The following is a 19,285-nucleotide window of genomic DNA, read 5'->3' as shown; positions in this document are numbered from 1 at the left end:
TGAAAGTCCTCCTACCACAAGCTGTTGCCGGTACGTCTTGCGAAATAATTCGCTAACGTCAGCAGTCCGACGCTTACAATGGCTTTAAATAATCCAACGGCCGTTGCGAACGAATACCGGTTTAAGTTGATACCCATACGGAACACATATGTATCGATGACGTCTGATACATCGCGAAGCGCTGGATTCACGCCGAGCAACAGCAGGTCTTCAAAACCTGCATTCAACAAGTTGCCTATGGCAAGGATCGAAAAGATAACAACAACAGGCAAAATACTCGGAAGCGTTATCAAATACGTCATGCGGAAGCGGCTTGCCCCATCGATTGCGGCTGCCTCGTACAAGTTAGGATCAATAGAGGCAATCGCCGCTAAATACACAATGGAGGCAAAGCCGATTTCTTTCCAAACATTCGTGGTAACGAGAATCGTCCAGAAATATTCTGGTACCGATAAATAGGGAATCGGTTCATCGATTAGATGCAGCTTTCCAAGCAAGATGTTTACGCTTCCATTATCGGTTGATAACATCGAGATCGCGAAGTTCGCGACGATCACCCATGAGAGGAAGTAAGGCAGATAACTTACGGTTTGAACGACCCGTTTGAATATCATGCTCCTTACTTCGTTCAGTAGAATGGCCAAGATGATGGGAGCAGGAAAGCCAAACGCTAACTTCAAGAAGCTGATGACGAGTGTATTTCGCATAACCAAGGTAAGCTCAGGAGATTGAAAAAAATCAATGAAATGCTTAAAGCCTACCCACGGACTGTTCCAGAACCCTTTAAATACCGAGTAATCCTGAAACGCGATGATAACGCCGTACATTGGAAAATAACTAAAAACCAAAATTAATACGAGTGCTGGCAACACCATGATCTGCAATGGCCATTGCTTCAGCCAAGACACTAGCTTGGATTTGCGAGGTTTCACCACCGGGCGATCCGTGTGGACTACTGTCGCGGTTTCTCTCAAACCGACCACCCTTTCTTTGTTCGTAGCTGTTATGACTTCATATTAATGGGAAAGGGGCTATGCCGCCTACTTGCAGGATCAATGAAATGTGATAGAAATCAATGAAAGCGCATAACATTTCTGAGTTATGCTGCGAGGGGATGTTTCTTATGACTTAATAGAGGGATAAATATACGTTCTCATAAGCTCTTCGGGGCTAGAATTCGCGCTTGAATCCGGATTCGAAGTCATTACAACAACTAAATTCCATTCAGGGATAACACGAATATATTGTCCGCCATACCCGTTTGCCTCAAAGGCAAACACCTTCTTGCCATTCTTGTCTTTCACGTCAGGGAGCCAGAACAAATAGCCATAATCCGTATTGGCATCCACCTCCACCTGCTTATGAATCGAAGCTTGGACCCACTTTTTTGACACGATAGGCTGTCCTTCCCATTCGCCCTCATGCAAATAGAGGTAGCCTAGTTTAGCCATATCTCTTGGTGTTAGAGAAAGCCGGGTTCCTCCGCTCGTAATTCCTTGGGGATCTTGACTCCATTCATAATTGGTAATATCCAAAGGACCAAACAAATATTTATTCGCAAATTGCTCCGTAGACATCCCTGTGGCCTTGGTCAAAACACCAGAAAGCAAATGCGGGAGACCTGTATTGTATTCAAATTTGCTGCCCGGCTCATTGCGTAAAGGTTTATTTATTGTATTCATATTCCAATCTGGGCTTTGAAACCATACACCAATCGTATTGTCCACCGACTCTAGGCCTCCCGTCATGGACAAGGCTTGTTTGATCGTGATTTCCTTTTTGCGGCTATCGGTCACATCACTAAATACTTGAGGCAGAAAATCAGAAATTTTTTGATCGACATTTTTGACATAGCCCTTCTCAATCGCGATTCCCGTCAAAGCCGACAACACACTTTTAGTTACAGAAAATACGCCAGTTGGGGTATTTCTTGTTTTGTTATGATAATATTTTTCAAAAACGATATGTCCATTTCTTACAATAAGCACACTGTAGGTTCTGGTGTGTTTGCTCTCTACAGCGCTATCCATTTGATTCAAAATAACCTCATCCATCCCCATGTCCTTAGGCAAAGCCTCCTTCCAAACGTATGATGCCGCCTTTCCTTTCTCTTGAACTAGATTTGAAGAAGCCTTCTGTGTTTGGCTGCATCCGGAAAGAATACTCAGTGTGCAAATTGTCATAACCATTACCACCTTCATACCACGCTTCATTATGTATATCCTCCTTTAAATTTACACTTATTTCCATTTCATTATAGTGTAGGTTCTTTTGCTTTGGCAATAGACTTGGACAGCCAACTACCCTGCCAATAAGGGCTAGTCTTAGAGGGACATGTCGCGGATTATTGCTAATCAATTGGAAAGTATTGTAAAGGATCTCAAGTGAAATAAAAACCCCACCTTGGCTTTTTAGCCATAAGTGGGGCATATTATCGTTAAAAACCGATTTACTTCTTAATTCGTCATGTTGATTAGCTTAGCGGATTCAGCACGTGTGGCTTTTTCTAAAGGTCTAACATCCCCTTCTACATAACCACTCATTAAGCCTAATTTTTTGGCCTTCTGTAAGGATTCTAACGCCCACTCATCTGCATTTATCATATCTTTGAAATCGTATTGACCATCTAAAGCTAATTTCCCATGAAGGTACTCATAAGCTCTTATTACGATAGTGGCCATTTCCTGACGAGAAATCGTATCGTTGGGACCAAACTTGTTAGCGCTAGTGCCATTTACAATACCAGCATCTTGTGCTGCTGTTACCGCTTCGGCATACCAATTTGTTGGGGCTACATCACTAAAATTGCTTTTGCTAGTGGCTTGAAGCCCTAGCTTTCTTACTAGCATAGCTACGAATTCTGCACGAGTAACAACTTGTTCTGGAGCAAAATGAGTATCATCGATCCCTTCTATAATATGCTGTGCCGAGAGTTCTTTAATTATACTTGCGGCCCAGTGCTCCTTAGCCACGTCAGCATAGGTTCTTGTATATTCCAGTAGCACATATTGTCCGTTCGGGCTTACTTGGGCATTCATGCTTGTGTTTGTCTTCTTGCTTGTCACAAAATGAGCTGAACCATCCTGCTTCAAAGCATAAAAACCGACCAGTGACTTATTCGTTGAGCTCTCCATTGAAAGAGAGATTGAAACCGTTTCATCTGTTTTAACGATTGTTTTAGTACCATCCGTCGATAAAACATCGAGTGATAGGGTAATTAGATCACCTGCAGGACTGAGAGCAGCATTTGTAAATGATTGTGCGGCTTTAATTTTTGCAATTTTGGCAGCTTGATTTCTATCAATTGTTAATACAATCTGGCTTGCATTCTTTTGATTCGTATCAGCTAGCTTCAGTGCCTGAGGATTCAAGGAAACCTTTATTTTCCCTATGTTAAATACCAATGGTTTATCTTTAAGCAACTGAGAAATATGGCTCGGCAAACTGATTTCCTCACCTTGAGGATCTAACTCAAATTCGAGCTTGCCTTCTTCAATCTGTTTTATCAAATCTTGCTCTTTGATTTGACGTGTAAGGAGTCCACTGCTATTTCTCTCTTTACTAGGTTTTGTTTCTGCAGAACCTGAACCTTGATTAGGGCTTGGATTTGTGTCTGGTTTTGAACCCGGATCTGGACTTGGGTTCTTAGGTTTTTCAATCGTCATCGCTTGCAGTTGTTTGCCATCAGTAGTTCTTGCTTCAACAGCGATGTGGTCTTTATTGATCGTTATAGCTGAATAAACAGGGAAATTATCATCATACAGGTAGTTCAAGTAATCATGCTTTACTGCATCATAAAATTTCCAACCCGAAGATCCACCAACAAGATAGATCGTACCTTTACTGCCATCTTTCAATGGCTTGCCATTCTTCATTGGATACGTCCAAGCCAGCGCATGATCGTGACCAACAAGCACCAAATCCACACCGAGCTCCTCAAGAACGGGTGCTAGATAATAAGTAACGAGCTCGGGACCGCGCCCGTCCTCTGTATGATAAGCAGGTCGATGGAACATCGCTACAGTCCATTTTTTCTTACTAGCATTTAAATTCTCTCTTAGCCATATTGCTTGTTGTTTCATATCAACTTCGTCAGCTTCCGAATTCAAGACGACAACATGCGTATCTTCATAATCATACGAATAGGTCAAGTGCTCTTGGGTTTTCATTCCGTTGTTCGGCAAGCCCAAAGCATTCATAAACACTTGTTTGCCGCCATTTTTGACATCATGATTCCCCAATGCATAAGCCGATGGGATACTTGCGCTATAAATTTCGGAAGCTTTCATATCTTGCTCCCATTGATACATAATGCCACCGTCATCCACAATATCGCCGCCATGCATCACAAATCGCGTATTCGGGAAATTGGAAATGGCGCTTTTCATTAAATCCTGGTGAATACGAAATCCTTCTTCATTATTGGTGTGTGAATCCGTAACAAATAAGAATGAAAATGAATCGGGACTTGCCGCTTCTGTTTTGAAAATATGCGATGCGCTCCAATGGCCTGGATAACCTACGCGGTAACGATAGGCCGTCCCTGGCGTAAGACCCTTTAGAAGCCCTTTGTGGAATAGAGCCTCCCCTGTAGAATCAGGGGCTAATACTAGTTCCGATACAGTAGCCTGCTCAACTATGTTAGGTTGATCGAAGGTTTTGAAGTCGCTGTCTTTGACATATTGAATGACACCCTGTTCCACACGAGGAGCCGTTCTCCAGACAATGCTTTGCGTTGTTTTTAAATCTTCCGTAACAAAGGTTCTAATAAACTCTGGCTCATCTGCACCCAATTGCGGGACAATCGGCAGAATTACGACTTTGCTGACCTTATCTCCATTCACGGCTTGAAGACCAAGACTCATCAAAGCTAGCGTTGTAAGATTCGTATGGATTTCGCCATTTGCATCTGTTTTTCCCCATTTGTCAGTCGACAGCCCGGATTCAACATCACCGCTAGGAATCCAACCCGTTCCTTTCCCGTCAGGCAGATGGACAGCGATAAATCCTGCACTCTTAACGCCGCTTGAAAAAAACTGTTCACCCAGCGAGACGGAAGCAAGCTTAGCTGAAGTAAGATTAGCACTAGCATAAATACCAGATTGCGTTACGTTTACCTTCGCGTAGAATTGAGGGTTAAGTGGATTAGGCAGTGCAATTGAAGCTCCTTCTACTGGTACGCCTACATCATCCGTAACGCGCATGGTGCTCTTCGAATGTAACGAACTACCTTTGATCGTGAGTACATAGGGAAATCCAATCTTATATGTGTGTGGTCGAACCGACGCGTAGACAGCTTCTCCCACGGTAAATTGAAAGCTTCCATCATTTATCCCAATCGATTTAAATAGCTCGCCGCGCTCCATTTTGGCAGTGGGCTTAACCTTGAAAGTTAATAAAGCAAGCGTGCCATCTGCTGATAATGAATGGTTGTTTAATCCCTGAAGCTCGAATTGGTATTCTCCTTTTACATTATCAATCTTATTCTGTGTCACTAAGGATTCAGCTATCTTAGACTCTGCTGAGGTGATTTCCAATGTTTGGGGATCAAAGCTAAGCTTGGCATAGGAACCCTTCAACTGATCTGCATTTTTAACCTGAAGCTTCAACGGGAACGTTTTATTACTGATCACTTCGCTAGGAGCTTCTATCTGATACTGCACGCCATCGCGAATGAAGAATGTGCTGTTGATCTCTGCTGGATTGCCAGATCGATCATATACAGCGGCATGAACGGTATGATACCCACCTGCCATTGGGGCAGCTGATTGATATTGAATGACACCTTTTGGCGCATCGTACGCCGCTTTGACCGAGTGACCATTGATATCAACTTGAATCGAATTGGGATCAATACCTGACTGGGCGTCTGCTGTAAGTAATTGAATGAGGGGGCGATTTGTTTCGACGTTCGTGTTATTCCCTGGAGCTACAACATTCAGTGTAGGAATCTCCATATCCTCATTGGGGGTATCTTCGTAGATTAGACGAACATCATCGACCCAAACTGTGCCTTTATTTTTCTTATCAAAAATGGATTGCTCGATGCGCATATAAATATCAAGGACAATAGGGCCCACTTTACCCTCTGGTATTTTTCCTTCGATATATTTCCATCCATACCAATTCACGCCGATGTTTTCGTCCAAATACTCCACTTCAAAGGATTTCCCACTGCCATCCCTGAATTTACTGAAGATTTGATGCCCGTCATTATTCCCATAGACCCACATGCCCATTTTCTTGGGGTTTCCGGTGATCGGAATTGAACCTGCCGCTGGACCGACATAAACATAGGAGGGATTCTCCTTAACTCCGATGTAATCATAATCGATGCGGACGGAATTCTTCCCTGAGCGGACATGCTTCGGATCAGATTCCAGGCTCATAGCACCTGAGAAATTTCGTTTTTGAATCAATTTGACATCGCTAAGGTTGTTCTCGAAATCTTCTATTACTAGGGTGTTAGGTGAAGCATTTTCGGCTGCGGCAATGCCTACCGGTGGTAAAGCACCTGCCAATATAGTGAATAGCATGGGAATTACAGCTGCTTTGTTCACTATCGATAACAATCTTTTGGTAATCTCCGTCTTCAACAAGTTTGTTCACTCCTCTATGTATGTGGGTAATATTAAAAAAATAATTACAAGCGTTTTGCTTGTAATTACATAGAGTTAAGTGTAGCTATGAATTGTTACTACATTATCAATTTGAATTTATGTATTTTGTAAATAGCTTGCAGTCAATTTAATGGTCTTCTACGCAGAAAGGCCGCAACAGCCTGCCTTGCGGCAATCCGTCACAGCCCATGTGTGGGATTATTTAGAACCACTCCATTTTGATCAGCTTTCTTTGCAAGTCCGCCGAAGTTTTTATCGTTTACTTATTTTCTCAACCTTTTTGATATCCAATTTCCGAATGATTGTACGATCTGTACCATAATAACGAGCATAATGACAGAGATATACATGACATCTGGCTCCCAACGCTGATAACCGAATCTTATCGCTACGTCCCCTAATCCACCTGCACCCATAACCCCGGCCATGGCTGAAGCACCAACCAGTCCGATTGTGGCAATGGCAAATCCGAGAATCATAGCTGGCCGTGCCTCTTTCAGCATGACTCGGAAAATAATTTGTCCTCTGGATGCTCCCATTGCTTGATAAGCCTCGATGACACCCGGATCAACCTCTAATAAAGCCGTCTCCATTAAGCGTGAAATGTAAGGAGCCGTGTAAAAAACAAGAGGAACGATAGCCCCCTTAACGCCAATCGTCGTACCGACAATCCACTTGGTTAATGGAAGAATGGCAACCATAATAATGATAAAGGGAATAGAACGAATAATATTAATGACCGTGTTCAGAATATAATAAATTCCAGAATTTGCATAAATATGGCCAGGTCTTAGCACAACTAGCATAACCCCTAACAATAGACCGATAATACTTGAAATCACTAATGAATAACCAACCATAATCACGGTCTCATTAATCGATTTTACATAAAGGTCTGCATCCTCCAGGAATTTATTCCACATTGTCAATCACCTCAATCCGTAAACCTTGCGCTTGCAAGAATTGAATCCCCTGCTCAATAAGAGCGGCATCTCCCGATATATGCAAAATCAATGTTCCAAAAATAGTCTCTTTGATTTGAGTAATATTCCCGTAAATAATACTGGGACGTAACTCGAGTTTGGTCGTTAAATCTGCAAAAACAGGCTCGGTAACCGATTCACCAATAAATGAAGCGCGGATTAATGTTCCAGCCTTTCCTGGGTTTCGCAATTGATTCCATAATGTTTCTGGCAATTCTGTATCAAACACACTTTTGACGAAATTGCGGGTTGTTCGAGTTTGCGGCGAATGAAACAAATCGATCACTGAGCCTTGCTCAACAATGCTGCCGTTTTCCATGACGGCAACACGATCACAGATTTTTTTAATGACATGCATTTCATGCGTAATCAGGACAATCGTAATTTTGTATTTGCGGTTAATATCCAAAAGTAAATCCAAAATAGAGTCTGTCGTTTGGGGATCAAGCGCTGAGGTAGCTTCATCGCATAACAGAATCTCAGGATCATTGGCTAATGCTCTGGCAATTGCAACTCGCTGCTTTTGCCCTCCCGAGAGCTGGCGCGGATAGGATTGCTCTTTGTCTTGGAGCCCTACCAATTCCAATAATTCTCTTACCTTGGTCACAATTTGTTTTTTGGGAACCTTGGCTAGCAGGAGTGGAGCAGCGACGTTTTGAAAGACCGTTCCCGAAGACAATAGATTAAAATGCTGAAAGATCATTCCGATCTTCCTTCTTATCATCCTAAGCTCTTGCTTATTAAGCGTTGACATTTCCACACCATTAATCTTAATCAGTCCCGAGGTAGGCTTTTCCAAATAATTAATACACCGCAAGAGTGAGCTTTTACCTGCCCCACTGTAGCCGATGACGCCAAAAATTTCCCCTTTCTGAACCTGAAGATTAGCTTCTTTAACCGCTTCTACGCAGACTCCCTTTTGTTCAAACGTTTTACTAACGTTGATTAAATCAATCACACGGAGCACCTCCCCTTTCATCCAAAACAAAAGGCCCCTTTCATTTGGAAAGAGACCTTTGTTTTCTTCCACGTATTTCTCTTACCAAGATGGTACGATGTAGCTTCCGTATTTATCTACAACAAGCTTCTTAACCTCATCAGAGTGGTAGGCTTTAATTAATCTTTGGAATACAGGTTTATCTTTATCCGCTGTGCGTACAGCAATCACATTCACCCACGGCGAATCTTTGGGTTCAAGGAAGATCGCGTCCTTCGTAGGAACAAAGCCGTTATCTACGGCGTAGTTCGTATTGATTACGGCTGCTGCAAGGTCAGGCAAAGCTTTAGGAATGAAAGGAGCCTCAAGCTCTTTGAATTTAAGCTTCTTAGGATTTTCTACGATATCGCGAACCGTAGCTTTAACGCCAACACCTTCTTTTAGCTTGATCAATCCAGCACGTTCAAAAAGAATCAAGGCTCTTGCTCCATTGGATGGATCATTCGGTAAGCCCAGTTCGTCGCCTTCTTTGATTTCGGAAATGTTCTTAATTTTCTTGGAGTAAATACCTATTGGGAAATTCAACGTATTCGCCAGTTTGACGATATCCAGCTTGTTATCAGCTTTGAATTGGTTCAAGTACGGCTCGTGTTGGAATGCATTCGCATCTAATTGGCCGTCTGCTAGTACTTTGTTGGGTTGAATATAATCATTAAAGGTTACGACTTCGATATCTAGATTGTCTTTGGCGGCAACCTCTTTTACCTTCCTCCAAATTTCTTCTTCTTGGCCTGCGGAAATACCGACTTTCAGCTTCGCTTTCTCGCCTGCTGGGCTTGATGAAGTTGAAGAGGCGCTCGTGGATGCAGCAGTTGGTGCTGGACTTGTTGATGTTGCGGTTTTTGTTTCTGCTGTTTTGCCGCAGCCTGTGACCACCAATACTAAAATCATGGTGAAAATGGATAATAAATGAGATCGTTTCATATCTGCTTCCACTCCTTAACTTTCTAAAGGTATTTGTTTTTACATGCATATTTATTTAATCCTATAGGTTAACACGGAATTAAAAATAACATAGAATTAACCTTGTGTCAATAAACTTATTGATGCGTATTTACTGTTATGCACCAAGAAGTGCAAATTTTCATAGGGTTTCCTCCCAAGAGCAACAATTGACTAACCATGTACAGCCCCCTATATAACCGCCTAAACTGCCGATCCGTATAGACCAACCTGTATTCTCTCCATCAACTCGTCATACGACCGTGTTTTTAAAATTCCACTCATTTTATCTAACCACTTATAAACTTTTTAAGGGTTCAGGGAATTATTTTTACTATATAATGTTAAGTTAACTTGACATTATGAATGAATTTATTTACATTGTGTATATAATATTTTACTTGAAGTAAAAATAATCGTACAGGAGGAATCATTTATGTCCTATCAAGAAAAGAAGAATATCGCATCTTTAATTGGCACCTTACTCATTTTTGGATGCTATTGCTTGTATGTGTTTCAAAGCTACCCAGAAGGAAGCATAGATTCGACAGAAACCTTTCGCTTTTGGGGGGCCGTCATCTTAATCTTAATCCCGGTGTCGATTGTGGCAAAAATCATCATTAATATTGTATTCAATATCATCTATAGAATAACTACGAAAGAAGAAGAACCTTCATTTTCTGATGAACTAGATAAGCTAATTGAATTGAAAGCCACAAGGAATTCTCATTATATGTTTATCTTTGGCTTTCTTCTATCGATGGGATCACTGGTCTTGCATATGCCGCCCTTTGTGATGTTCATCTTACTTATTTTCTCAGGGCTTGCGTCAGAAGTGGTTGGAGCTATCACACAGCTCTATCTTTATCGGAGAGGAGTTTAAGATGGGCAAATGTCTTATTGGCAATCACATTCGGAAATTACGTTTTAACCATGATGAAATGACCCAACAACAATTAGCTGATAAAGTGGGTGTGACACGACAAACCATCGTAGCCATGGAAAAAGGAAAATACTCCCCTTCTCTGGAATTAGCTTTTCGCATTGCTCTCGTCTTCAGCTTACCGTTGGAAGAAGTGTTCTTTTTAGAAGATAACAATGTATGAACAATCCAGGAGGAATTCATATGAGAGCGATTGTATGCACAAAATACGGAACACCGGACGTTCTTCAGCTCAAAGAGGTAGAAAAACCTACTCCCAAAGACAATGAAGTACGGATACAAATACATGCGGCAATCGTAACACCATCGGACTGTGCCTTTCGAAAGGCTAACCCCTTTATTATCAGACTTCTTTATGGTCTCATGAGACCCAAAAATAATATATTAGGGGTTGAACTAGCTGGGGAAATTGAATCCGTAGGAAAAGATGTGAAGCTATTTAAGAAAGGTGACCAGGTTTTTGGTATAAGTCCAAATAGCTTTGGCGCTCATGCCGAGTACATGTGTCTGCCCGAAGACAAATCGGTGATCATCAAACCGGTCAACGCGGCCTATGAAGAAGCCGCCGGCGTCTGTGACGGGGCATTAACTGCATTGATTTTCCTTAGAGATACGGCAATTATTCAGAGCGGACAAAAAGTCCTTATCCATGGCGCTTCTGGATCGGTAGGTGCTTATGCTGTACAGCTTGCCAAGTACTTTGGGGCAGAAGTTACTGGAGTATGCAGTTCCACAAATTTAGAATTAGTGAAATCTCTGGGAGCCGATCAGGTCATTGACTATACCGAGGAGGACTTTACCAAAAGTGATCAGACCTATGACGTTATTTTCGATGCGGTAGGCAAGCGTTCTTTTTCACAATGTAAAAGCTCGCTAAAGCAACGAGGAATCTATCTCTCCACTGTCCCTTCACTGGGAGTTATGCTTCAAATGCTATGGACTTCCAAGATCGGCAGCAAAAAAGCAATTTTTACCGCTGCGGGCTTAAAGCAGAATAAAGAAAATTTAAACTTCCTCAAAGAGCTTGTTGAGGCGGGGAAGATTAAATCTGTCATAGATAGACGTTATCCGTTGGAACAGACTGCCGAGGCTCACAGATATGTTGAAAAAGGGCACAAAAAGGGAAATGTGGTCATAACTTTTGGAACATGATTTAGTCGCACACCAAATAGGCCGGCAGCTGCTCCAAAGAGTGGATCTACCGGCCTTCTTTATGTATATGCAGAGGTCCGTATTCGTGTATTCAGCCTGCGAGCAAGCCCGTGGACGGCGGGACCAGGGTGGAACGCCAAGGTAAGCTAACCCAAGGTACTAGGCGAAGGCGAACGGAACGCCAACAAAAGGTAAGCAGCAAGGTAGCATCCGAAAGGTGTGGGTGACAGATACGCAGGCTGCAACGCTGTTATTTTCAGCCTGTTGACGGTTGTTTGCGTCTACCCCAAATGTCGATTCAGAACGAGTTGCGAATCCAATTATACAATTAAATTGTCAATAAAAGCTCCATGGCTACTCGTTCTCTCTCCGCAATATCGACCAAAAGCTCGGATGCAAGTTTTAGTTCCTGTAGATTTCCAGTTCTTCCCGCATTGTCAATTGACTCCGAAACACCATTCCACATCGGCGCGATTTCCACAAACTGAAGGTATGCTTGTTCTAATTTGGAATCACCGAGCAAATCCACGCATTCTTTGAGAAAATCTCTATATAGGTTTCGAAATAAGGCGCCGCCAGTCCCCGCTCTTTCCATCAATAAAGCTGTCAAACATAGATCCTTCTCTAAATCCTTACTTCTAGAGGGCCACTTTAGAATTTCATCGCTCATTTTTTTTATTCCTTTATTCCCCATATTGCGAATGGGCGGATTCAAATAGTCATGAGCATTGTTAATAAGGGATGATCGTATGGCGGGTACAAGCGGTGGAAGGGTACCCGTTTGCTCAATCGTAAAGGAGCGATTTCTGGAGCTCATGGGCCCCTTCGCGTTTCTTGCCAGGGTCAAATTCGATAATCTCGTTGTCACGAGACCACCTTGTTGGCTAGTGTCTGCCATATAGGCGAATTCGTCATCCATGCCATATATCACCGCATAGTGGGCTGCAAAGTGTACTTTGTTCGTAAAGTAATCTAAATAATATGAATCTAATTTAAGTCCCACAGGAATTCCCTGAGCTATGCAGCTTTGTACGTTCTGCCATGCTTTTGTGACAGACGAGGTCTCTTGCGCCCTGATGTTCAAATTGAGCCTCGATGCTAGGCAAGCAGACAGTTCATCAGGCTTCGCTCTCCCCCCAATAAAAGGAAATTCCATCCCCTTCGAATCCCAATAAATGAATCCCAAACCTTGCCCAATACCGAATAACATCGGCTCCGATAAACGAACACCTTCATGTTGAAGGAGATTGCCCATCGCTGTCGTCTCGCAGTGTTCTCCCTGAAAAAGTGCAAAACCTTCAATCATCATGGGCATGGCCCTCCAGTTCCCCTATTAATTCGCTGATCAGATTGGCGACAAATGTCTTTTCATTTTCGATGAAACTCATCGGGTGAAGAAAAAGAGCCCTTACGTGCAGCGGCAATCGATAGCCGCCTTGCGATTCATATTTCTGCTCTATGTTCCTCAATGTCTCATCAAGAAAGTCCTGCCGCTTCCGCAGAGCTTCCACGGCTTCATTTTTCCTGATAAAAGGGAGCGCAGCGAGCCCTAAATCGAAACGGTTATCCCGCTCCCGCGCGGAAGTTAGGCTTATGATGATTTCATTTCTCAATGCTTCTATACCGGCTTCCATCATGACATATGTGGACGGCAAAGGTCCTTTGCCAGACTTATGACCGGAATCTTCGGATCGGATCAATTGTTTATCTTTCAGTTTCTGCAAACCGGCGTAAATAGAAGTAGTGCCTATATTCGCCCATTCCCTGTAGCCTCTAAGCTCTATCAACTTATTGATTTGGTACCCTGACGCTTGTTTGGATTCCGCAATAATCTGCAGCAACATAAATTCCACGTTGGAAAGACGATTCATTGTTTACCTCCATTTATATTACATACATGTAATATAACACTAGTGTAATATAAGATCAAGGTAAACTACCCGAGGTAGGTAAGACAATTGTAAACGAAATCCAAGGGAAGGTGAATTGATGTGGGTAACGGATAGGGTGACGGTTTGCGCGAATGGTAGGCCGTGGCTCCGCCGCAACAATCCCCCCCCCCCGAGCCTGTACGTTCCTGCTGCCGACGCCGACAAACCGGGGAACAAAGGCAACGCCATCCAAACACAATGGCTCGCTCTTCATGGCTGTCGAACTCTTGCTCCCAAGCCAAAGGGACGCCACGCATGTTTGTGGAAGGACAAGGTGGACGAGCGTTCAACAGTAACCTGTCCCGATTGTTGAACCTTGGCTAGCTCTGGGCCTGCTGTAACTGTTTTCAGCGTGTGTTTGTTTGCAAGTGATTGTACGAGAAAACAAAGAGGATCGCAACAGGTCATATACTCGCACCTGCCACAACCCTCCAACCCGCGCCCAACGCGGTCTCTCCGCTCTTACTCCTCACCCTTAGCAATCGGGTTCTCTTCCCAGCTAATCCAATCGCTCCAGCTTCCGCTGTATAGCTTCACATTGTCAAAGCCCGCTTCCGTCAGCGCCAGCACGTTCGGACAAGCCGTTACACCAGAGCCGCAGTATACGATGATCTCTTCCGCGTCGCGAAGTCCAGCAAAGTGCTGCTCTTGATCTGCGGCTTTCCGCCAAGCCCCCGATTCATCGAGGACGCCCTTCCAGAAGTAATTCCGTGCGCCGGGAATATGCCCAGCTACAACGTCGATGGGCTCTTCCAGCCCGAGATAGCGGCGCTCCTCGCGAGAGTCAACGAGTACAGTGCCTGCGTGCCCTAGCTTGTCCTTCACCTCATCCATGCTCGCTAGCATCGATCGATGAACCTTCGGCGAGAAGGTGCGCGGGGAAACCTCAGGCACTTCTTCCGTGACGGGATATCCAGCTGCTTTCCAAGCCGAGTAACCCTGATCCAGCACATACACCTCGGAGTGGCCGAGGAACTTAAGCATCCACCATAGGCGGGAAGCCATGGCTCCTCCTTGGTCATCATAGGCAATTACTGTTTGCGTGGCATCGATACCGAGATTACCCACAAGGATCGAGAATGCGCCCAAATCAGGCAAGGGATGACGGCCTCCGTGCGCCATTTTGGCACCGGATAAGTCTTGCTCCAGATCCACATAAACAGCGCCCGTTATATGATCTTTCGAGTAATAATCTCTGCCTGCTTCTGGTTGTCCTAGCGCAAAACGGCAATCCGCAATGACAATGTTCGCGTTGCCCAGTTGTCCAAGCAGCCAAGTCTGACTCACGATATTTTCCATAGTATGAGGCCACCTTTCTATATAAATCGATTAATCGCCTATTCCAATCGTCGGATTGATGGAATAGCTCAGCCATTCGCCTAGCTCTCCACCCATTTTATCGTAAAATTTGTGCGCACGGAAATTTTCCTTGTGCGTGGTCCATGATAAATTAGCATAGCCATGTCTAGCCGCATAGCCTTTGCAGGCTGCGAACAGCTTCGCTGCTGCGCCTAACCCACGCTCTGCCTCTGTCACAAACAAATCGTTCATTATAGCGATCTTGGATGCGCGGAGCGTACTGAACGTAAAATACAGGGTAGCGAAACCAACCAGTGTACCTTCTTCGGTTTCTGCAACGAACTGAATGCCATCCTTCTGCTCAAGCAGCAGATCAATTAAGCCGTTCAACTTCTCATCCTCTGGCTGACGGTACTCATAGAAGTCTACAATATAAGCGAGCATCAGCGTTTTTAGCTGTGGAATATCTTGTATGGTTGCTTCTCTAATTAACACTTGAGTCATCTTAAGACCTCCTATTCCAATACTTGAATATATCTATTGTACGCTATTTTTGTAAAAATTGAATGGAGAAATTGTCAGAAAATTTGTATGGACCTACCTATTAGCTTTCTTCCATCTCTTTTTTGTAGAGCAGATAGATGATCCAAGCTAGGAACAGGCAAAAGCTTGCAGCAGAATAGAAGATAGCAGCTATATGCAACGTAACTGCATAATACGCAGAGGAGAACAATATAAAAGCGACGAGAAATATAATGAATAAAGATTTGCTCTGCGACTGCCGTAAGTACTTACCACTTAGTTTCATTTGAACGGTAAAACCTAATCTTTTCTTGACTATTATATAGCCAGTAAGGCATGAGAAACATGCAGCAACAATTTTCACTGCGTATGCAGATAGGTTAAGTTCATAAAAATAATCATTCAAAGAATCCTCAGTAAATAGGATCATAAGAAAATACATAATGGCTAAATAAATGGTATATCCAAGAGAACCAAGAAAAGCTACCATTAAGGAAAGGAATTTGCGCAATCGAAAGATGTAGTGAATAAGCACAGCTTGCATGACAATCATCAACATAGGGATTATAGCCTTAAGCTGCAACGTTGATACTAGAAAACTCATAGACGATAAAAAAAATGACGCCAATAAAACAAGCGGCCATCTGGTCTTAAGAGAGATTCGAAAAAGGCTCAGTCCCAGTACGAGCATCGAGAATAACGTAATCGTACTGATCGGAATTTCAAGTTGAACTAACATATGGACCTCCACCATACTAAGAAGGGCGATTAACAAAAATGAACCTTAATTTAAAATGGCAAATTGTTGTCCTCACACAATCTCAAGGCCAGGAATTATGCTCGTGGAGCTATCCACAACCCTATGACATCTATAATTGGCCAAAATGGGAAATTATGCTTCGTGACGACAGTGAGTTCGCTGATCCCGTCATTAGAACTCAGCAGTATGCGGCAATTGTGGATGAACATGAACATTTGTGTGGCTTTGCTCAATTCTTCCCTATTGTCGGCGTTACACGTTTGGGAGTTGGGCTTCGACCCGACCTATGCGGAGCAGGCAAAGGATTAGGTCAACATCTCATTAAGCTGCTCGTTGATGAGGCTAAGCGTAGAGCTCCGCAGCATGAAATTGATCTGGAGGTGCTCGTCTGGAACGAGCGGGCCATCCGGACCTATGAAAGAGCGGGGTTTACCATTACAGATACGTATGAGAGAAGCACCCCCACAGGAACAGCGCTATTCCACTGCATGGTTTACAACGTAGCTAAAAATGACTGACCTTCCCAAACGTTATTGACGCGCAGTACAACGACTATAAGCAAGCTCAAAATGAGCCGCTGTGCTGAAATCAAGTGCGGTTAGGCCTCCAGCGTGCCAAGAGGTTAATCGCAGTGTAACCATTTTGTAATCGATGGCAATCAGGGGATGATGGTTGCTCGCTTCGGCAAATCTCGCAACCTCATTCACAAAATGGATCCCTTGAAGGAACTCTGCAAAGCGGTATTTACGAACGATCCATTTATGATCATCTGTCGTCCAGCCAGCAACAGCCGCCTGTCCCAAGCTTTCATCAATTTCAGTAACCGATAGCCTCATCACTCGGCCTCCTTCAAGCGCAAACCACAAACTACCACTTCTTACTCAAAGTCATACGCTGCTGCGCCGACTTCACTTTCCCCTGCATACGTTCGAAGCAGTTCCAAGAAAGGCATGCCGTAATTGCGGAATTTCACTTCACCAACACCTTTAATTCTAAGCATGCTAGCTGTCGTCGTCGGGCAAACCTCACTCATCTCACGCAGTGTGCTGTCTGAGAAAATGATGTACGGCGGCACTTTCTCGCGTTGAGCGATCTCCCTGCGAAGCAAACGCAGTTGCTCGAACAAAGTGTTGTCGATGGCGGCAGCTTTCTGCTGCTGCTTGCGGACCTTCTGGAACACCTGCTGCTTCCCTTGCAACACATCTGCTGCTGGCTGCATCAGCTTCACAACTGGATATTGACCATCGGACAGCGTTAAATATCCTTCGGAGATAAGCACATTGATTAAGTCGGATATTTCCTTTTCCGGCAGGTCTCGCATAATGCCGTGCGTTGGCAATCGATCAAAACGATAATCCACAATTTTCTTCGCCTTAGAGCCCTTGAGCACAGAAGCAATCATGGAAATACCAAATCGCTCTTGCATACGACGAATACAAGAAAAGATTTTTTGCGCTTCGACGGTAATATCTACGGTATCCCGATCGTCTTTGCAAGAGCTGCAATTCCCACATGTATCTTTGACATTGGTTTCATCGAAATAGTGCAAGATTACGTTTCGCAAGCATCGTGGCGAATAACAGTAGTCAATCATCGTCTGAAGCTTTTTATATTCATTCGCTTTACGCTCGGGAGAAAGTTGGTTCTGCTCAATGAGAAATTTCTGCGTCATAATATCTTGCGCACTGAAGAGGAGAATACATTCACTTGGCTCACCGTCACGCCCCGCCCGGCCAGCTTCTTGATAATACGCTTCCATATTTTTGGGCATGTTAAAGTGTATGACATAACGGACGTTGGATTTGTCAATCCCCATTCCAAATGCATTCGTTGCAATCATTACGCGAATATCATCATACAGGAAAGCCTCCTGCATGTAGGATCGTTCCTCGTCGGTTAAGCCCGCGTGATACTTGCCTACAGCATAGCCTTTTTTGCGTAAAAGCTCGTAAAGGTCTTCCACGTCTTTACGCGTCGCTGCATAGATGATCCCAGGCTGATGGGTATGCTCTTTCACATAGTTTTGAATGTAATCGCGCTTGTTCTCCCCACGCAAAATCGTTAGCTCCAGATTGTCCCGACTGAAGCCGTTAATATAGATGCCCGCTTCATCCAGCTCAAGCAGCCTGGCGATATCCTGCGTAACCTCAGCTGTTGCCGTTGCGGTAAAAGCCGCTACAATCGGCCGGTTAGGCAGCTCGCGAATAAACGGGGCGATGGATACATAGCTTGGACGGAAATCATGTCCCCATTGGGATACGCAGTGTGCCTCGTCGATGGCGACAAGAGGTAAATTGAGCGCATGCATCCGAGCCCGGAACCGTTCTGATTCCAGCCGCTCCGGAGCGATATACAGCAGCTTGTACTTCCCCTGCATGGCACCCTGCATGCGTTGTTCCACTTCTCTGGCTTCTAACGTGCTGTTAATAAACGTCGCAGGAACGCCTAATACCGTTAGAGCGTCCACCTGATCCTTCATCAACGAAATAAGGGGAGAAATAACAAGGGTTACGCCCTCCAGAAGCAGTGCAGGCACCTGATAGCAGATTGATTTACCGCCACCTGTAGGCATAATACCAAGCGTATCTTGACCCTCTAAGAGGTTCGTTATTATATTTTTCTGACCTTCTCGGAACTCCGGGTAGCCGTAAACTTGCTGTAAAACTTTTCTTGCTTCAGAAAGCATAACGTATAAACACCTTTCTATATATCAGATCAGCTAACCATCGCCATTTGTTAAACTAAGTAAATGACTGAAACCAGCTTCTCGCCATCGTGCACTTTGAGAACATGATTGCTTGGATCGTGACGCACCGTACCCACTCCCACCTGCATGACAGGCGAGCTTCCTAATCCATAAAAAATATCGTCAGCCAGCGTTTGCAAGCATTCTTCCTGTTCTTCGTTCGTCAATTCCTGCCATTCTTCCTCGGTCATTTCAAATAAATCATAAAAACCATCTACAAGCGCGATTCCGCGCATAAAATCAGCAACGATATCCTTGTACTCCCTGCCAAATTTAATGCCCATTCGCAGTTCTCCCTTCACCATAATCCCTGTTACCCATAATCACATGCATATAGATTCACTTTATCACATTATAGTCAGAAAAGCAGGGATAACTCCCCGCATCGCG

Annotated in this window: 19 protein-coding genes; 4 read left to right on the top strand and 15 right to left on the bottom strand. The window is 43.9% G+C overall.

Annotation, left to right across the window (positions count from 1 at the left end; genetic code table 11):
* Positions 1-11: 11 nt before the first annotated feature.
* The 6 genes from GK047_RS16280 to GK047_RS16255 form a co-directional block, all read right to left on the bottom strand.
* Entirely contained in the window at positions 12-935 is a 924-nt protein-coding gene (locus GK047_RS16280; RefSeq protein ID WP_481856008.1) for an ABC transporter permease, read from the bottom strand.
* Between the two features lie 186 nt (positions 936-1,121).
* Positions 1,122-2,213, bottom strand: a complete 1,092-nt coding sequence (locus GK047_RS16275) for a serine hydrolase domain-containing protein (protein ID WP_163948735.1) — start codon at positions 2,211-2,213, stop codon at positions 1,122-1,124.
* Positions 2,214-2,456: 243 nt separating this feature from the next.
* A complete protein-coding gene (locus GK047_RS16270) occupies positions 2,457-6,599 on the bottom strand; it encodes an S-layer homology domain-containing protein (protein WP_163948732.1) in 4,143 nt (1,380 codons plus the stop codon).
* Between the two features lie 284 nt (positions 6,600-6,883).
* Positions 6,884-7,543: a methionine ABC transporter permease gene (locus GK047_RS16265; protein ID WP_163948729.1), complete on the bottom strand. Its 660-nt coding sequence runs from the start codon at positions 7,541-7,543 to the stop codon at positions 6,884-6,886.
* Positions 7,533-8,561: an ATP-binding cassette domain-containing protein gene (locus GK047_RS16260; RefSeq protein WP_163948727.1), complete on the bottom strand. Its 1,029-nt coding sequence runs from the start codon at positions 8,559-8,561 to the stop codon at positions 7,533-7,535. The genes GK047_RS16265 and GK047_RS16260 overlap by 11 nt, the downstream gene beginning before the upstream one ends.
* A gap of 81 nt (positions 8,562-8,642) precedes the next feature.
* Positions 8,643-9,524: a MetQ/NlpA family ABC transporter substrate-binding protein gene (locus GK047_RS16255; RefSeq protein ID WP_163948724.1), complete on the bottom strand. Its 882-nt coding sequence runs from the start codon at positions 9,522-9,524 to the stop codon at positions 8,643-8,645.
* 454 nt (positions 9,525-9,978) lie between these two features.
* Here GK047_RS16255 and GK047_RS16250 point away from each other — a divergent pair, with 454 nt between their 5' ends.
* From GK047_RS16250 to GK047_RS16240, 3 genes are read left to right on the top strand one after another with little or no spacing between them, the layout of a single operon-like run.
* A complete protein-coding gene (locus GK047_RS16250) occupies positions 9,979-10,425 on the top strand; it encodes a hypothetical protein (protein WP_163948721.1) in 447 nt (148 codons plus the stop codon).
* A gap of 1 nt (position 10,426) precedes the next feature.
* Positions 10,427-10,648, top strand: a complete 222-nt coding sequence (locus GK047_RS16245; RefSeq protein WP_163948718.1) for a helix-turn-helix transcriptional regulator — start codon at positions 10,427-10,429, stop codon at positions 10,646-10,648.
* Positions 10,649-10,668: 20 nt separating this feature from the next.
* On the top strand, positions 10,669-11,637 hold the full coding sequence (locus GK047_RS16240) for an NAD(P)-dependent alcohol dehydrogenase (RefSeq protein WP_163948715.1): 969 nt from the start codon (positions 10,669-10,671) through the stop codon (positions 11,635-11,637).
* 328 nt (positions 11,638-11,965) lie between these two features.
* On the opposite strand, the gene GK047_RS16235 is transcribed toward GK047_RS16240, so the two are convergent.
* The 6 genes from GK047_RS16235 to GK047_RS16210 form a co-directional block, all read right to left on the bottom strand.
* Complete coding sequence (locus GK047_RS16235; protein WP_163948712.1) at positions 11,966-12,952, bottom strand: BtrH N-terminal domain-containing protein; 987 nt, start codon at positions 12,950-12,952, stop codon at positions 11,966-11,968.
* Entirely contained in the window at positions 12,936-13,508 is a 573-nt protein-coding gene (locus GK047_RS16230; RefSeq protein WP_163948709.1) for a helix-turn-helix transcriptional regulator, read from the bottom strand. The genes GK047_RS16235 and GK047_RS16230 overlap by 17 nt, the downstream gene beginning before the upstream one ends.
* Before the next feature lie 55 nt (positions 13,509-13,563).
* Positions 13,564-13,782, bottom strand: a complete 219-nt coding sequence (locus tag GK047_RS16225; protein WP_163948706.1) for a hypothetical protein — start codon at positions 13,780-13,782, stop codon at positions 13,564-13,566.
* A gap of 248 nt (positions 13,783-14,030) precedes the next feature.
* A complete protein-coding gene (locus GK047_RS16220) occupies positions 14,031-14,867 on the bottom strand; it encodes a sulfurtransferase (protein WP_163948702.1) in 837 nt (278 codons plus the stop codon).
* Between the two features lie 30 nt (positions 14,868-14,897).
* A complete protein-coding gene (locus tag GK047_RS16215) occupies positions 14,898-15,371 on the bottom strand; it encodes a GNAT family N-acetyltransferase (protein ID WP_163948700.1) in 474 nt (157 codons plus the stop codon).
* 100 nt (positions 15,372-15,471) lie between these two features.
* Positions 15,472-16,128 carry a hypothetical protein gene (locus tag GK047_RS16210; protein WP_163948698.1) on the bottom strand — a complete coding sequence of 219 codons (657 nt, stop codon included), beginning with the start codon at positions 16,126-16,128 and terminating at the stop codon, positions 15,472-15,474.
* Positions 16,129-16,166: 38 nt separating this feature from the next.
* Here GK047_RS16210 and GK047_RS16205 point away from each other — a divergent pair, with 38 nt between their 5' ends.
* Positions 16,167-16,667, top strand: a complete 501-nt coding sequence (locus GK047_RS16205) for a GNAT family N-acetyltransferase (protein WP_163948696.1) — start codon at positions 16,167-16,169, stop codon at positions 16,665-16,667.
* A 12-nt stretch (positions 16,668-16,679) separates the two neighbouring features.
* Here the strand turns inward: GK047_RS16205 and GK047_RS16200 are convergent, their stop codons facing one another.
* The 3 genes from GK047_RS16200 to GK047_RS16190 are packed head-to-tail and all read right to left on the bottom strand — an operon-like array spanning position 16,680 to position 19,179.
* On the bottom strand, positions 16,680-16,985 hold the full coding sequence (locus GK047_RS16200; RefSeq protein WP_163948694.1) for a 4a-hydroxytetrahydrobiopterin dehydratase: 306 nt from the start codon (positions 16,983-16,985) through the stop codon (positions 16,680-16,682).
* 41 nt (positions 16,986-17,026) lie between these two features.
* Positions 17,027-18,835 carry a DNA helicase RecQ gene (gene recQ, locus GK047_RS16195; protein ID WP_163948692.1) on the bottom strand — a complete coding sequence of 603 codons (1,809 nt, stop codon included), beginning with the start codon at positions 18,833-18,835 and terminating at the stop codon, positions 17,027-17,029.
* A gap of 50 nt (positions 18,836-18,885) precedes the next feature.
* Complete coding sequence (locus GK047_RS16190) at positions 18,886-19,179, bottom strand: hypothetical protein (RefSeq protein WP_163948690.1); 294 nt, start codon at positions 19,177-19,179, stop codon at positions 18,886-18,888.
* Positions 19,180-19,285: the final 106 nt, after the last annotated feature.

The organism is Paenibacillus sp. SYP-B3998 (assembly GCF_010820665.1).
Taxonomy (GTDB): Bacteria; Bacillota; Bacilli; order Paenibacillales; family NBRC-103111; genus Paenibacillus_E.
Note: the sequence above shows the minus strand (reverse complement) of the source record. Positions and strands in the feature narration are given on the sequence as shown.